The 16,437-nt window shown below is 38.0% G+C and carries 11 protein-coding genes; 1 reads left to right on the forward strand and 10 read right to left on the reverse strand.

Features of this window, described 5'->3' with window-relative positions; translation table 11 throughout:
- Window positions 1–27 precede the first annotated feature (27 nt).
- From KIK00_RS08330 to KIK00_RS08360, 7 genes are all read right to left on the reverse strand, one after another.
- The gene (locus tag KIK00_RS08330) at window positions 28–1,389 is read right to left on the reverse strand and encodes an aldehyde dehydrogenase family protein (RefSeq protein ID WP_255816096.1); all 1,362 of its coding nucleotides are present in this window, start codon (window positions 1,387–1,389) and stop codon (window positions 28–30) included.
- 26 nt (window positions 1,390–1,415) lie between these two features.
- Window positions 1,416–2,462 (reverse strand): acetoacetate decarboxylase (ADC), encoded by a 1,047-nt coding sequence (locus tag KIK00_RS08335; protein ID WP_255816097.1) that lies wholly within the window; start codon window positions 2,460–2,462, stop codon window positions 1,416–1,418.
- A 13-nt stretch (window positions 2,463–2,475) separates the two neighbouring features.
- Window positions 2,476–3,207, reverse strand: coding sequence for a type 1 glutamine amidotransferase domain-containing protein (locus KIK00_RS08340; protein ID WP_255816098.1), 732 nt, complete (start codon window positions 3,205–3,207; stop codon window positions 2,476–2,478).
- Between the two features lie 212 nt (window positions 3,208–3,419).
- On the reverse strand, window positions 3,420–4,331 hold the full coding sequence (locus KIK00_RS08345) for an AraC family transcriptional regulator (protein WP_255816099.1): 912 nt from the start codon (window positions 4,329–4,331) through the stop codon (window positions 3,420–3,422).
- A gap of 31 nt (window positions 4,332–4,362) precedes the next feature.
- Window positions 4,363–5,307, reverse strand: coding sequence for an NAD-dependent epimerase/dehydratase family protein (locus KIK00_RS08350; RefSeq protein WP_255816100.1), 945 nt, complete (start codon window positions 5,305–5,307; stop codon window positions 4,363–4,365).
- A 29-nt stretch (window positions 5,308–5,336) separates the two neighbouring features.
- Entirely contained in the window at window positions 5,337–6,407 is a 1,071-nt protein-coding gene (locus KIK00_RS08355) for an acetoacetate decarboxylase (ADC) (protein ID WP_255816102.1), read from the reverse strand.
- A 457-nt stretch (window positions 6,408–6,864) separates the two neighbouring features.
- Complete coding sequence (locus KIK00_RS08360; protein ID WP_255816103.1) at window positions 6,865–7,563, reverse strand: DUF1826 domain-containing protein; 699 nt, start codon at window positions 7,561–7,563, stop codon at window positions 6,865–6,867.
- A gap of 194 nt (window positions 7,564–7,757) precedes the next feature.
- On the opposite strand from KIK00_RS08360, the gene KIK00_RS08365 reads away from it, so the two are divergent.
- A complete protein-coding gene (locus KIK00_RS08365) occupies window positions 7,758–8,576 on the forward strand; it encodes a helix-turn-helix transcriptional regulator (RefSeq protein ID WP_255816105.1) in 819 nt (272 codons plus the stop codon).
- A 2-nt stretch (window positions 8,577–8,578) separates the two neighbouring features.
- Here KIK00_RS08365 and KIK00_RS08370 read toward each other — a convergent pair whose 3' ends face one another.
- From KIK00_RS08370 to KIK00_RS08380, 3 genes are all read right to left on the reverse strand, one after another.
- Window positions 8,579–9,022: a DUF4440 domain-containing protein gene (locus tag KIK00_RS08370; RefSeq protein ID WP_255816106.1), complete on the reverse strand. Its 444-nt coding sequence runs from the start codon at window positions 9,020–9,022 to the stop codon at window positions 8,579–8,581.
- 161 nt (window positions 9,023–9,183) lie between these two features.
- Window positions 9,184–11,049 (reverse strand): T9SS type A sorting domain-containing protein, encoded by a 1,866-nt coding sequence (locus KIK00_RS08375; protein ID WP_255816107.1) that lies wholly within the window; start codon window positions 11,047–11,049, stop codon window positions 9,184–9,186.
- 71 nt (window positions 11,050–11,120) lie between these two features.
- The gene (locus KIK00_RS08380; protein ID WP_255816108.1) at window positions 11,121–16,010 is read right to left on the reverse strand and encodes a PKD domain-containing protein; all 4,890 of its coding nucleotides are present in this window, start codon (window positions 16,008–16,010) and stop codon (window positions 11,121–11,123) included.
- Window positions 16,011–16,437: the final 427 nt, after the last annotated feature.

The raw sequence follows: 16,437 nt of genomic DNA on the forward strand, positions 1-16,437 counted from the left end.
TCCATGGAGGTTGTAACATAATCTCTGTTACATCACCTTTTTTATCCAGTGCATTTTTTTATCGGTATAGGGCGGATATTTCAGATCCGGCTCACCCCAGGTAGCTTTGTCTATAACTGATTTTTGGTGAGAAAATGCAAGGAAACCGTATTCGCCGTGATAACTTCCGATTCCCGAATTCCCAATGCCGCCAAAAGGGAGATAATGGTTGGTAATATGCATCAAGGTATCGTTGATGACACCACCGCCGAAAGAAACCAGATGGAGAAGTCTTGTTTTTTCTTCTTCATTTTTTGTAAACAGATAGGCTGCTAAAGGTTTTTCTCCTTCAATGATCTTCTGCAAAATCTCATCATAATCGGTATAGCCAATGACCGGAAAAACAGGTCCAAAAATCTCCTCCTGCATTACGGCATCGTCCCAAGTAACATTATCCAAAACCGTAGGTTCGATATATAGAGTTTCTTCATTGGTTTTGCCACCATAGAAAATTTTGTCTTTATCGATAAGCGAAGAAACACGTTCAAAATTCCTTTTATTGATGATGCTGGTGAAATGCTCCGCACCATCTGAATAATTGAATTCCTCCAGCTTTTCTTTTATCAGCTGTAATAATTTCGGTTTCACCGATTCTTCTACCAGAAGATAATCAGGAGCAATGCAGGTCTGTCCACCATTTATAAACTTGCCCCAAACCAAACGCTTTGCAGCGACTTTCAAATCTGCCGTTTTAGTAACGATAGCTGGGGATTTACCGCCTAATTCAAGGACAACAGGAATAAGATTTTTTGCAGCCGCCTCATATACTATTTTTCCTACTTTCGGGCTTCCAGTAAAGAAAATTTTATCCCAGCGGAGTTTCAGAAGTTCGGTTGTTTCAGGAATCCCACCTGCCACCACATACAGATAATTGGATGGAAAATTATGATTAATTAACTCCTCTAGCAGATTCATTGTATTTTCGGGTAGCTCGCTGGGTTTCAGTACGCAGGTATTTCCCGCCGCGATAGCTGTAACCATGGGCAACAACGTGAGCTGCAAAGGATAATTCCATGCACCGATGACCAACGTTACACCCAATGCATCGTAATAAATATGACTGTTCCCGGGCTGCAAATTCAATGGTGTTTTTACTTTTTTAGGCTTACTAAGCTTATCCAGATTTTTCAGAAAAAAATCGATTTCATTATAAATAAGATTCAGTTCCGTTAAAAATGTATCGAATCTTCCTTTTCGAAAATCTTTATAAATCGCATCGTACATACGATTTTCATTTTTTTTCAGAATGGTTTTCAGCTTTTTCAATGTTTCCTTACGAAAGGTTATATCTTTTGTATGATGTGTATTGAAAAATGCTTTTTGTAATTGAAATATTTTGTCAAAATCCATTGCTTTAAATTTTAAGGTTGATTGAATTATTTTTTATCTTCCTGTACCAGTTCAGGCGTATATAATGCTGCCTGAAACTCCGGCTGGTAATCGTACTTAACCAGTTTATTTAAACCTAATGATCTGATAAAAGTTGACAAAGGACCATCAGAAAGATTTAATTGAATATCTTCAGCACTTTTACTGCTCGCTTTCTTTATGGCACGAACATCAGTATAACCATGTGTTAGCTGACCTTGTTTATTCAGATTGATGAAATTAGAACGCGTAATTTCCGGTGTTGATGCGGAAACATCCAGTTTTTCCCCTGCCATTGAAAAGTCAAAATTCCCTTTTTCATCGTAGTAATTAAACCTCAAACTATTACCCTCGTTTGTGTAATTGATAGGTATCAGCCATTTGGGCAAATTGTAACCGTAAACACCTCTCACTCTTGCCAACTCCGTATCTACCGGAAGTTTCAACACGTATCCCCACAGGTTCTTATCATTCAGCTCACCCATCAGCGAAATCAGCCCCCAATTGCTTCTACCCGGTTGTGTGGTTACAATAGAGATGGATAATTCGTTATAAAAATCGTTATCGCAGTAATGGTAAGCGTAAGATGTAATAGCTATCAATCCCTTGCCGGGCGTATAGGAAATTGGTTTTACCAAACCTTTAACCTTTTCCGGAATCAACTCTTTTATTTTTGCCATATCCGCCGTGTAAATGGCTGTAATGCTGCTGTTACTGTAGTAGAAGTTAGGCGAATAGGTTGTAAAGCCTACTTCTTTTTTCTGTTTTTGAATGGTTTTGAACCAGCTCAGATCAATGTCGGGTCTTTCCTTTGCAACGATATCCATAGGCGAATTGGAATGAAACCTGTCAAACAAACCACCTTTCAGGACGGGCATTTTCTGCCCCGCCAGTTCAATGAGTGTATCCTTATCAGTAGGATTATTGGTTTTTGGTTGTACACTTTCCTTATTTGAAGCTGTATTAACGACAGCTTTACTTAGGAAAAAGCCAGGGGCAAAGAGTAGGATTATAGCGATAATTACTACAATTGCCAGAATTTTTAAATTTTTCATTTTAAATCGTTTTTTAATGTTGATTATTATCTATGATTTTAGATTGTGCTATTTGTTTATCCAGTTCGCGTAATATGACTTTTGCCATTTTTTTAGAACTGAAAGGGTTCTGTCCAGTAATTAAATTTCCATCGACAACAACCTTTGAGGTCATCGGGATAAGTGCTTTTCTGTAATCCGAACCCTGATTCTTCAAAGTCTCTTCAAGATTGAAAGGCACTTTTTTTTTTCGGCCGGCAAGACCTTCTTCAAACCAGTTATAGCCGGTGAGCTTTTTTTCTTTGATCAGGTAATTTCCATTGGATAGTTTTACATTCAGTAGGCCACCAACTCCGTGACAAATGGCAGCCACTATTTTTCCACTTTCATATTGATCACCAATAATTTTTTGGAGCGTTTTATCATCGGGGAAATCATACATTGTTCCATGTCCGCCTGCCAGATAAACCACATCAAAATTGTCATTTTCCACTTCCTTAAGGCTTCTGCTATTTTTCAACAATTCACGGAAGGAATTGTCATCACAATATTTTTTAGATATCTTATCCAGGGTAAAAAATTTCAGGCTCTCTGGATCTATAGGAACATCACCACCATTGGGACTTGCAATGGTAACATCATAGCCTTTTTCTTTTGCTGCCTGATAGATATGGGTCACTTCACTTAACCATAGGCCAGTAGGATAATTCCCACTTGCATACATATTGATATTGGTAACAATAATTAATATTTTAATAAGATTCATTGTATAAGTATTTTTATACAACAAAGGTCCAAAACATCCGATGAGTTATTGTAACTTAAATAAGGTAAGTTGTAACAGAATCTCTGTTTTATTGATCTATTTCAAACTCCAAACCCAATAAAAAATAAAAAAGATGGGTGGTAATTATTACCACCCATCTTTTCAATATTTATTAATATTAATGCATTCGTTAAATTAGAGTACCTTTTTCATTAATTAAATGAGGCTCTGAATTCCAGAGGTGAAAAAGTAGTACGGTTTTTAAACAGACGATGAAATGATTGTGGATGCTCAAACCCTAAATGATAAGCGATTTCTGATACAGACAATTCCGTCGTTGACAATAATTCTTTGGCTTTCTCTATCAATCGGTTCTGAATATGCTGTTGGGTTGTCTTTCCCGTCTGAACCCGGAGCATATCGCTTAAATAGTTGGCACTTAGATTCAATTCACTTGCTATTAAGTGAACAGAAGGTATTCCATTGATTACTAAATTATCATTCTTGAAATAACCATCCAGTAAGTTTTCCAACTTTGTAAGTAAATCATTATTCGCCTTTTTTCTCGTTAAAAACTGACGGTTATAGAAACGGTCACAGTATTTAAGCAAAAGCTCAATATTGGAAACCAGCAGATCCTGTGTAAAATTATCCATATTGCCTTCAATTTCATTTCCAACGTTATGAATGATATCCATAACAGAGGTTTCTTCTTTTTCTGAAAGGTGCAACGCCTCATTGGTCGCATAAGAGAAATAACCATAATCTTTAACCTGCGATGCTAAAGGATATCCCTGAAAGAAATCAGGATGCACTACCAAAACAAAGCCCTTTACACCATTCAGAAGCACATCTTCAAATTGGAGTACCTGATGAGGGGCAATGAAATACATGATCCCTTCATCAAAATCATAATACTGTTGTCCATATCTGCACTTACCTCCTGCACATTCCTTTTTCAATGCAATAACATAAAAATCTGTAGTAATTGCATTTAGGATCGTTTCCGGTTCCAGATTGACATCATCAAAATTGAACACACTAATCAGTGGATTCGACGGTTTTTTCAATCCTAGAAACTGATGCAGGGCATTAATTGACGAAACCTTTTCTGGAGTTTTCATATTTTGATTTTCTGATTTATACATAACTAATTTACTGCTTTTTTTTAATTGAAGTTTGTTCATTTCTGATTTGTTCAATCCCTTCTCTGTAACTTGTTGTGTGAAATTCCGAAAAACGACTTCTGAATTTGGCATCCTCAAACAGATTATCACAAGCATACCTTGGTAGTAATTCCAATAATTCAGCAAATACTGTACTGGATTGTGCTCCCTTTTGGAATATATATTCCGGTACTATTGTAAACTCAAATTCCTTTCCATAAATTTCAGATACCAGACTGATAAACTCGGCATAAGTGGGGTGACTATTATCCACGGGTAAATGCCATGTCTGCCCATATGCATCAGCCGTATTTCCGATCAATGCCGTGGCACGGCTTGCATCCGGTGTCCAGATCAGACTCCTTCTCTTACCTGTACTCAGTGGAATTTCAATGGCCTGCCCCTCTTTGATTTTATTAAAGATCATTGTATTGGTAATACTCTGTGTTTTACCCGGACCATAAAACTCAGGAGCACGGCAAATTACCGCATCTATCTGTCCTGAGTTCATTTCCTCCAACAACATTGCTGTCATTTCTTCTCTTACCTTTCCCTTTCTGCCCACAGGGGCAAATTCAGTATCCTCGGTAAGAACTCTGCCATCCTGTGGATACATATACGTGTTATCAAAGAACACGAGCTTAGTTCCATTAATCTTGCATGCATCTATTACATTTCTGGTGATGAGAGAGAACTGCTCCTCCCAAAGAGGTGTACTTATAGGCAATCCTAATGTGAAATAAGCAATTTCACTATCTCTTACAGCTTCAACCGCATTTTCTCTAATAGATAAGTCTGCAAGAAAAACCTCATCGGTATCATTTACTTTTTGTGCATTTCTACCAACAATCCGGATATCTGAGGTAAAGTTTCTCTTCAACTCTCTTGCCAGTTCTTCGCCTATTTGACCGTTAGCTCCCAATATTGTTTGCATATTACTTTACGTTTAATTCTTTACTATCTTTATTTAGATCTTTCTGTTAATTCAGGAGTATACAGTGCCGCCTGGAATTCCGGCTGATAATCATAACGCATTAGTTTACCAAGATCCAATGATTTGATAAACATGGATAAAGGCCCATTGGTAAGATTGAGCTGTACGTCTTCCTTCTTTTTGCTGCTTGCTTTCTTAATCGCTCTGACATCAGTATAACCTTGAGTCAGTTGGCCATTTCTATCCTTATTAATAAAGTTTGAACGGACAATATCCGGTTGAACATTTCCAATAGCCAGTTTTTTTCCTCCTATTGAAAAATCCATTTTTCCGGACTCATCATAAAAGTCGAACTTCATCATCTCTCCTTGATCACTATATTTCATTGGAATCAACCATTTCGGCAGGTTATATCCCACTACTCCACGAACTCTCGCCAGTTCTGTGTCTACAGGAAGCTTCAGAATGTACCCCCAAAGATTTTTATTCTTAAGCTCCTTCATAAGAGAAAATACTCCCCAATTGGTGGAGTTTGGCTTCGTAGTTACAATAGAGATAGATAACTCATTATAGGAATCATTATCACAATAATGGTAAGCATATGCTGTGATTGCAACCAGTCCACGTCCAGGTGTAATTGAAATAGGTTTCACAATATCACGAACTTCTGCTGGGATGAGCTTTTTCAGCATTTTCATATCAGCAGTATATATTGCCGTTATACTACTGTTACTGTAATAGAAATTAGGAGAGTATGTTGTAAAGCCGACCTCCTTTTTCTGTTTTTGAATAGTTTTAAACCAGCTCAGATCAATTTCAGGCGCTTCTTTTTCAACTACTGACAAAGGTGGGTTTGAACGGAATCTGTCATAAAGTCCTCCCTTTAAAACAGGAACCTGGTGCCCCCCTAAATTGATGATTGTCTGGTTGGATTTGAGTGTGTCCATTTTACTATTATTTTTATTCCATTCAGAAATTGAAACATTTTTGTCCGCAATCTGCGAGTTAAAAGAAATTGTGCCTTTTACATTGATAGCTGCCATACCATTGGAATACATACCCATACTGGCAGTTATAACTAACATCTTAAATGTGTTCATACTATATTGTTTTAAGTATGACAAAGTTCTAAAGACTGGAAACAAACAGTGTATCCGAATTAAGGTAAGTTGTAACAGAATCTCTGTTGAATAAAATTGGATTAGTTAATCTTTAATATAGCTTAATGAAATTCATCAATGAATTTACTAACGAATGTATAATATTCGTAACTTTGTAAAGTATATTATTGGTTTGTGAGAGTCAACCTCCTATTTGCCCCTCAATAGTGGTAAATACTTGATAATAAAGCCTTAGAAAGTTTTGTATCGGGAAGTAAGCTATGTTTTATATTAAACTTCTATCCATCTGTTTTCAATAGAAAGACAGAAAAGATCAAGCTGCTGGAACACGAGCTTACTATTGGGAATTTTGAAGGTAAGAATTATTTCATGCAACTAACAGCTATAGGGCAAGGATAAAAGAACACCCTGCTTATTATTTTCAGCATGTAATATATCAGCAAATCAACAGAAGCCGATATTCACCGTCATTTTCTACAGGAGCCCTATGAACACATGGTAACGCTTTCTGTTCCGGATGATCTACAGCGATTCGCCAAAGATGACCTACTCCTAAATTTACTGGTTCTGCGTTGGGTTTAGGCTGATAATGAAGATCAAAGAAATATTCTTTGAGGAAGTCTTCAAATTCTTCTTCCGGGCCATCGTGTAATTTTTTGAGCTGTTCCCGGATTTCAGGAATCAAAATTTTCTGTTCCACCTGATCATTGGGAATGATATCACTTGCAGCTCCATGATAGGTGCATAAAAAAGTATCTGTTCCGATGGGTGAACGGTCTACATGATACGAATACACATCTGTTGAAATGAAACCGAGTTCTTCATCCCGTTCATAACATTTAAGCAGATTAAGAACCGGAGAAGCTCCAAAATCTGTCAATAGCTGTAAATCATTTAAGATCATTTTTCTTGCCACATCTCCTTCTTCTGATAATTGTAACGCTAAAAGATCTTGAGCGGAAACCACCGTTATATCCTCTTTTAACTGAAGCTGAGAAACAATTTCTGTAAAATCTCCAACTAAATTCCGTTGCCAGCAAATTGCATTCATAGTTCCTTGAAAATTGCTATTTACAAGTTCTGAGAAAGAAGATACCATATGTATTTGTGGGCGGTCAGAAAATATATTGCTCATGTTTCGAAACAAACAGTTTAATTGCTTAATGTCTGCAAAAATACGGAATAGGTTTTTCAAAATCTCCACTGCAAAAAAAATTGAACACACTTTGATATAGGAAGCCTTATTTTGATCTTCTTATCTCTTCGTATTATTTTTATTCCTAATTTAGAACAAACTATCTCTCAATGAATTAACACCCAACACCAGCTATGCAAATTTCACCTTCCGTCAGCTTAGCGCCTTACATAAAGAGTTATACAGTTGTTACCATTGACAATAATCTCAGGGATGAAGTATTTTATCCTAGCGGATATGTAGACCTGATCATCAATATTTCTGGTGGTGCTGCAGCGACTATTATTAATGGAAAAAGAAAAGATACTCCAGATATAGAGCTCCTGGGACACCTCACTCTCCCTACCAGACTTACAGTTGCACAGGGAACTTCCGTACTGATAGCACGGATTTATCCTTATGCCAGTGCTTTGTTCTTTTCTGATCCTTTGTCGGAATTCACGAATTACGCTACTGACATGTATGATGTAGCCAAAAGTGAAAGCAGAGATTTATATGACCGGATCATGCAGGCTGATGGTCTTCATACAAAAATCAGTGTTTTAGAAACGTACTTTCTTCGACAGCTGAAAAAGAATGAAACAAGATTAAAGAAAGCTGTAATGGTTCAGGCACTCAGCCAGCAATTTCTCATGAATCATCACACATTGAATCTTCTTGCTTTGGCACGAGGTTCAGGATTATCGGAAAGATATATTCAAAAGCTTTATCTTACAAATATTGGAATAAGTCCTTCGGCTTTTGCTGCTGTCATCAGATTTAACAAAAGCCTGCAAATGGTTCTCAACACCCCGGAATCACTTACAGCTATAGCTTATGACTGCGGGTATTATGATCAGGCCCATTTCATCAAAGAGTTTAAAAAATTCACAGGCATCACCCCTTCTGCTTCCAGACATTCGCTGATCAAAAATGATATGGAGCTTCAGCAGGCTGTCAATATTGGTTTCTGATTCTATTTTGCAGGATGGTTGCTGCTGAACATATCACGGTGCATCCTCCAGCCGTCTGTTGTATTCTTCCAGATCACAATTATTTTTCCGTCATCAAGCTTTTTACCTTCTAAATCTGTCATTTCGTAATAACTTTCTTCAGTGACCGAGGTTTTACCATCTCCATATAGGTTTTGAATGGTAAACTTAACTTGAACCTTAGGTCCGTTTTTAAAGAAATTAAGTATCTGTTCTCTTCCGCAAACCGGTTCCGCATTGGGAGGAAACAGACAGGCATCATCTGTATATCTGGTCAAAATAGATCCGTCATTTTTGTTAGCCAGATCAGCATAGATTGCATTACTGGCTTCAATAGTCTTTCTTACCGTTTTCATAAGATCTTTAGTCTGGGCATTACACCAGGAAGTAAGCATTAATGATAGGCTTAGAATAAGTAATTTTTTCATTTTATTTTTTTATACAAAGCAAATTATTCTGGCAGGCAAAAAATTGTAAAATAACGAACAAGTTTATTTTTTCAACCCAAAAGTGTCCTATAAAAAAAACAGTGCCTCTTTTGGGGAACACTGTTTTATATGTAAGGTTATTAATTTTCAGTTTTATTTTTTTACTTCTTCAATATTTTTTCTGTTACTGTAGAAGATTTGGTTTTAAGTTTAATGTAATATACTCCTGTCTGAAGAGAGGATAATACTACCTGTTCCTGCATCAAATTCAAAGTTCCCTGTTTTACCAACTGCCCTGCAGCTCCAAAGATTTCATAAGAAGTCAAAGGCTCTTTACTTCTGATCGTAAGTACATCCTGAACAGGATTCGGATATAATTGTATTCCTGCCTGAACAGCTGTTTCTTCTACTGACATCTGACTGCATGCCGATTTAGCATATTTTGTAAAAAATGATTGGGATTTCCCTCCTGCTACATTAACAGCCATTGTATTGACATTATCATTAGAATCTGTAAACAATTGGTCATGAAAAAAACCTCCCACAATATAATTACCATCCTTATCTGCTGCTACTGCTGTAAATTCATCTATCACATTAAAATTACTGCGGATCTCCCCGGCTCCCAAAACAGCTCCCGTATCTTTGTTAAGTCTAACCAATAAAGGATCTGATCTGTCTCCATCAGGCCTGGTCATTGTATAACTTCCCCAGATATCAGACCAGCTTCCTTTGGCAAAAGCCACTTCATTTCCATTAATAGCAAGGGTTCCCTTCGTAAAGCGATACCCAAACTGAAGACCGGACATTCCCTCCGGAGTTCTTGCCCACTGTACCAAACCAGCAGCATTAAGCTTCATAACAAACGGAACAGCTTCAACATAACTTCTTAAAGGGAAAGTATAACTCCCAAAAGTTGCAGGTACTGTTATCCCATTGAAATAACGTCCTGAAATATAAATATCCGAAGTAGCCGGATCTTTGATAATGGAATGAATCTCATCATCCGTACTTGTAGAACCATTATTAAGTTCTTTTCTCCATACTTCTGCTCCGGTAGTACCATCAAAAGCCAATAAATAAGCAGCTTTCGTAAATGGTACATTATTATAGGAAAGATCGAGCAAACTACTAAACCCGGCATCCATTCTCTTTCCCGCAAGATAATAGCGATTCAAGCTTTCATCATATACCAGATTTACTTTACCTTCTCTTCCTACTGAACTTATTGCATCTCCGGTGATAGGAAGAAGTACAGGAGCTGCAGGTGTCATATTACCATTATCATAGTTGAATTTAACTGCATAATACTGATAGGTTGAAGTAAACGTTGAAGGCACTGTAATTAAACCATTCAAATGGGTTCCCGCTCTGAATCCTACAACAGTATGGATGTTTTTAGAAGAATCCATGTACATCATCTGAACGTCACACATACGGGAAGAATAATTAACATCTCCCTGCAAGGGTTTGCTCCACGCCAATGTACCATCAGAAGTATTATATTTTAACAGAAAGGCTGCTTTGTGTGCAGGATCTATCGTTTGGTCATAATGGGTATACAACGGTAATGTATGAGTATCATCGAAATGTACAGGAACAGCACTTGGATCTCCTACATATGAATTATTATAAATGGTAGCCATCACATATAATCCTCCGTTATTATCCAGTTTAATATGCCATGCATTTTCTCCGTCTCCCGATCCCCCTATTGGTCTGGACCATCTTATATTCCCTTCACAATCGGCAGAGAACAGAAAAAGATCACTAAGCCCATAGTTGTTTACAGAAGTACCATTCAGGTTTTGTCCCTGCTCACGCATGGTTGCAAGATAGTAGGTATTATTGTTGTTATCCACTACAATATCCCTTATTGATTCATCAAATACATAATGAAACCCCGGATCAGCAGAGCCTGTTATTCCTCCAGCCTGCTTTCCCCATTGCCATTGGTAAGTCTGGCTAAAAGATAATGCCGGCAGTATCAGAAGCAGTCCCCACAGTTTGTTTTTTAATTGTATCATAAAAATTCATTTTGTTATCACATACTATAAAAAGACAGTGCTCTCCGAGGAGAACACTGCTTTATAAGTTACTAATTTTTAATTAGTTTTCCTTGTAATGATGTGTCTCCCGTTTGTACGATGACAATGTAAACACCTTGCAGCCAGCTGGTAACTTCTACGTCTACCTCACCGGAAGCCGTTTTTAGTTCCTTACGGAATTTGACATTGCCCATGGCATCAAAAACTGTAATCTGTTTTGCCAGTAATTTTTCACTGCCCGTATTATACGAGATTTTCACTTTTTCCTTCGCAGGATTTGGTATCATTTTCAGAGAAGAAGCTGAAGCTGCAATCACGCTTCTTCCTGCACTTCTCATACCCATCCAGTCCGGATCTACTGCTTTGGTTGTAAACTTACAAGTTTCATTGGAGAATAAAATCTCATCTGTACCCTGGAAGCTTGAGTTTGGATAGAATGCCAATGGATTAGCGTTCATATCATACACCCCTCCTGCCGGAATAGTAATAATAGACGGAATATAACTTCCATATCCATTAAGACTCGAAACAGTAAGACTTATCGGCTGACTTCCCATATTGTGAATGGTACCGGTAACAGCGTAATGATCTCCAACCCACTTCATTCCTTTGATACTTGCTTCCAGCTTACAGTCTGTTTCAAATCCACATTCTTTACCCGGATAGTAATTCATGGTTCCGGAAGTAAACTGACATCCTAAATGATCAATTTGAAGCTGATATGTTCCCGCAGCATTGATATACAACGGATAGATGAAATCATTGTTTCCGCTCTGGATACTGTTTCCAAACAGCTGCCACTCATGGTGATCGAAAACTCCTTTTGGTCCTAAAATATAATTCTTTCTAAGACATTCATCATAACATCCTGTAGGGAATACCCACATCAGACTCTCAATGCTTAAAGGCACTTCTGTGTTACCAGCTACTTTACAGCCGCTTGGCGCAGTATAAATAACCTGATAAGCACCACCTTCATTTACAGTAATAGACTGACCTGTCATTCCATTACTCCAGTTGTAATCTCCTGCAGATGGTCCTGATGCTGTTAACTTAATTTTATAAGGCTGGCAGCTTACCAAACTGTAGCTTACCGTAACCGGCGATGGTGGAGGGCTTACCGTAACTGTAAAGTTTTTAGAGCTTGTACATCCTGATGTACCTGGAGTTCTTACTTCCAACGTATAAACATATGTACCTGCAGGTAGTGATCCAGTATCAAAAATAATCGGATAAGGACCAGGACTCCACGGAGCTGATACCAATCCTCCATTTTTCTTCCATTGATACTCCAATGTTGTATCTGTTACAATACCGCTAAGGATTGTAGAAGATCCTTCACAGATATTAGCTTTTCCTGATATATTAACATACGGAGGATTTTTAAGTGTTACAGGTATTGCTTTAGTACTCATAATACTTGTTCTACATCCATCTGCTGATACCAGTACCGGCCAGTAGCTGCCTGATTGAGTTGGAGTAAAGACTGGAGAGCTTGGTGCTCCAATCACAGGCTGAGAACCATTCATCCAGATATACTGGCTTGGAGTTCCAAGAGTACTTGTGAATACGATATTAGGAGCACTTCCTATACAAGCAACAAGAGCCGGAGGTGCCATATTACCATCAAGAATAGCCTCTTTCACACTAATATTAATGACAGCGGAAGTATATTCACATCCATTAGGTGTTTTAATTCTCAGCTGAATTGTTTTTGTTCCGCTCGTATTGTATGTTATAGTAGCATTCGGTCCTCCGGTTACATAAGATGTGCCGTCAAAGATCCAGGTATATGTATTTCCAGAAACATATGATATAGGAGAGAACGTAATCGCCTCACGTACACATATCCATGCCGGAACCAGGAAGCTGGTACTAGGAACCGGAGCCAATGTAATAGTCTGCGTAGTAGTACACGTTGGTTTTCCAGGTGCAGACATTGTCATTGTAAAGGTATAAGTACCAGGCGCCAGATTATTATAAGTAGCCGTCTGCCCTGTTTGAGTTGGCTGCCCCGGGCTGGTGAATGTGTAAGTAATAGCCGACGGATTGATTTCAAATATGGTAGACGTATTGAAAAGATTTACATTATAACCACCTCCGCTACACACTGTACTTACATTGAACTTAGGCTCATAATTCTTTCTTACTTCTACTCCCTTACTATACCAGCATGTACCGTATCTTAAACGCACAAAAACAATATGTGCACCAGCAAGAGTCGTCTGATAAATCGGGGTAGCTGTTCCCTGTCCGGAAGATAAAGTAAGTACACTATCTGATAACCACTGAATCTCATCAGGAGTTCCAACGTAAGATAAACCGGTAACAGAAATTGTATTACAACCTGACCACTGCGGAACAAAACTAATCTGAGGGTCTGTTGTACAACCTCCACTGCTAGGGCATAACTGAGTTACATTAACATTCTGAGAATAAACCACACAGTTATTAATATCCACTGCCTGTACTTTATATGTTCCAAAAGCTCCTGCGCCTGATATGGTATATGAGTTCGTATTAGCACCTGGTATGATTCCATTATTTTTATACCATTGCCATGAAATGATATTCGTAAGCCCTGTAGAGCTGTTAGCCGTAAGAGTATACGGTGTCATTGTTGTGGGGTCACAAACAGTGATATTATATACCGGAGAAATTGTAATAATAGTCTCTGGATATATTGTAAAGTTCGCGCTTGCCGTTGGCTTATAATTACATCCGTTAGTTCCTGTATACGTTACAGTAACCACCTGAGAAACATTACTTCCTGAATTATTTGAGATATACCCATTATTTGGGAAGCTGTAATTTCCTGACGGATTGAAAGCTGTAGTATAAGTTGTTCCGTTAGCAAATGTAAAAGTCACATTTGTAGCTGAAGTAATTGTACCCTGATTCACAGTGAAAGAAAGGTTTGAACCTAAACAAACTCCGCCCACACTTGTAAAGTTTACCACCGGAAGCGTTATTAAAGATACCGGTATGCTGATAATTTTCGTTACCCCGCATTTTACAATTCTTAAATTCAGAGTGGTACTGCTTGTAGAAGAGATCTCATTGAAGTTTACAGTAATATTAGCTGTACCCTGTCCTCCTATCACACTTCCGAAATTAGAACTTCCAAATGTCCATTCCATAAATTCCGGCACAATTCCATTCAGATTGGCACTGAAAGTCTGAGTACTACTCGGACAGAAAGGCCCTGGATTAGGATTAATTGTAATAGAGTTAAGATCTAACGGTGCTACATTGAACGAAGTTGGAGCCGAAAGACAACCTGCGCTGCTGATTGATTTATTCTGTGCAGACACGGTATACGATGAAGCACCAGCGTTAAATATAACTGTTACAGAAGATCCTGCATTACTTCCCTGGATCGTTCCGTTGGTAACACTCCAAACTGGCACCATTCCGGCATCAACAGGATTGATGGTATATACATAAGGTCTTCCGGAACATACTTTTGTCTCTCCGGAAATAGTACCTGTAGGTGCCTGTGGAATTGGTAATACCTTAATGATTCTTGCATTACTTTCACAACCTCCGCCTTGTTTAGTAGCAGTAATAGTATAAGTACCTGCTGCTGTAAAAGCGTAGGTAAATGGCCCTGTCATTACTCCCGACGTAAAAGAAGTTCCTCCTGTGGTTACTTTCCAGGTAACAGGTACGTTAGGGTTAGTCGTAAATACCTGGCTTGTTCCTGCACAGATTTCATCCGTACCACCACTTACCACTACTGGTGCTTCCACTACAATATCAATAGAAGCATGACCTTCACATGATAATAAAGTATTGTGATAGTTGGCTTCAAGATGATAAGTACCAGGCTGAGTTGCCGAGAAAATAGCTTCGTTTCTCTGCTGAGTATAATACAACTGACCTCCTGCAGGACCGGTTACGTTCCATTGAACACTGGTCGTAGGCCATTGAGGAATTGAATACGTATATTGCTTACCCGCACATACTACCGCCTGTCCTTTCACTTTGGCATTGGCTAAAATTACAGGAATTTTGATGGTAGTCCACTCAGGACAAGCACATTCAGATAAATACATTACATAACCAAAACCATCAAGCGGATCTACCTGATCCCATTTCACTTCGATTTCGCTGCCGTAATTATTCACAATAGATCCTCCAATGACTTTCCATTGTCCTTTATTACATCCGTCCTGTGCGCTGTATTTTTCAACACTGCCTTCGCATACTACGGATGCACAGTTGATCTGTACAGGATCTGATTTCAGTACCGTGATTTCCTTTTTGTATATACTCTGGCAGCCGCACTTATTAGTTACAGTCAGCTTAACAGTAAAGTTTCCAGGATTAGTATACACATGAGAGGGTTCAAAAGCTGTTGAAGTAGAAGTAATTCCATCTCCAAACTCCCAGAAATAATTGACAATATCCGATCCTCCGTTTTGCTCGGAAAGGTTATCAAAATAGACCGTTGTATTTTTACATACGGTATTATCCAGGTATAATAATTCAAATTTAGCAATCGGTCTGTTGATTTTTTCAATACAGATGGTCTGGGTTTCAACAGTTCCGTCATTGTATGTAATAACAGCCTGTAAAGAGCCATTGCCTGCAGCTCCCCAGATAACATACGCTGCGGTATTTCCTGGTCCTGAAGGGGTTAAAGTTCCTCCTGAAATAGTCCATTGTACATTAGAAACGTTTGATCCCTGAACCAGATATTTGACAGGGTCTATTGATTTCTCACACACACGGAGACATTGGGAAGAATTGATGTAGGAAACAGCGACTCCGTTATCCGGGATCTGGTCTTCTTTTTCGCCACGGAATTCCTGGCATCCGACCTGTTCAGTCCATGTAATTCGAGCTTGTGCCTGTAGTACCCAAGGTACTAAAAGCCAACATAGTAGCAGCCATCTAAAGATATGCTCCCTACTAAAATAGGTGTTGTTTTTCATAGTTATTAAAAAAGTGTTATTAATTTTTTGTCAAATTAACAAAAATAATAATACAATAATCATTTAATAGTGAAAAAATAACATTATTTCACTATTGAATACCAACAATATAAACAAATACATGATTATATGTTATTTCACCCATATATTAGTTATGCAAAAAAGATCCGGCCGGTTTCGATATTTTAAGGATTTATAAGGTTTTTAACTAAATTAAATACATATTTTTTTACTAATTAATAACCAAATCAATCACCAAAACTTCAATTTGTTTATTTTTTTCTAAATAAATCAATTTTATATTAAAATTAATCGTTTTTTTAAATAGAATTTCTCACTGGCAGTACTATTTTCATGTGGTCAGTTCCCACAGCAGCCAGTCTTATTTGGCACACAACCATCAATGGGTGCATTAAAGGAACATTGC

The sequence above is a fragment of the Chryseobacterium sp. MA9 genome, assembly GCF_024399315.1.
Lineage (GTDB): Bacteria > Bacteroidota > Bacteroidia > Flavobacteriales > Weeksellaceae > Chryseobacterium.

What these genes read in the sequence shown, in the direction of transcription:
- KIK00_RS08330 (WP_255816096.1), bottom strand. Translation starts at nt 1,389, where the DNA reads ATGGATTTTGACAAAATATTTCAATTACAAAAAGCATTTTTCAATACA.
- KIK00_RS08335 (WP_255816097.1), bottom strand. Translation starts at nt 2,462, where the DNA reads ATGAAAAATTTAAAAATTCTGGCAATTGTAGTAATTATCGCTATAATC.
- KIK00_RS08340 (WP_255816098.1), bottom strand. Translation starts at nt 3,207, where the DNA reads ATGAATCTTATTAAAATATTAATTATTGTTACCAATATCAATATGTAT.
- KIK00_RS08345 (WP_255816099.1), bottom strand. Translation starts at nt 4,331, where the DNA reads ATGAAAACTCCAGAAAAGGTTTCGTCAATTAATGCCCTGCATCAGTTT.
- KIK00_RS08350 (WP_255816100.1), bottom strand. Translation starts at nt 5,307, where the DNA reads ATGCAAACAATATTGGGAGCTAACGGTCAAATAGGCGAAGAACTGGCA.
- KIK00_RS08355 (WP_255816102.1), bottom strand. Translation starts at nt 6,407, where the DNA reads ATGAACACATTTAAGATGTTAGTTATAACTGCCAGTATGGGTATGTAT.
- KIK00_RS08360 (WP_255816103.1), bottom strand. Translation starts at nt 7,563, where the DNA reads ATGAGCAATATATTTTCTGACCGCCCACAAATACATATGGTATCTTCT.
- KIK00_RS08365 (WP_255816105.1), top strand. Translation starts at nt 7,758, where the DNA reads ATGCAAATTTCACCTTCCGTCAGCTTAGCGCCTTACATAAAGAGTTAT.
- KIK00_RS08370 (WP_255816106.1), bottom strand. Translation starts at nt 9,022, where the DNA reads ATGAAAAAATTACTTATTCTAAGCCTATCATTAATGCTTACTTCCTGG.
- KIK00_RS08375 (WP_255816107.1), bottom strand. Translation starts at nt 11,049, where the DNA reads ATGATACAATTAAAAAACAAACTGTGGGGACTGCTTCTGATACTGCCG.
- KIK00_RS08380 (WP_255816108.1), bottom strand. Translation starts at nt 16,010, where the DNA reads ATGAAAAACAACACCTATTTTAGTAGGGAGCATATCTTTAGATGGCTG.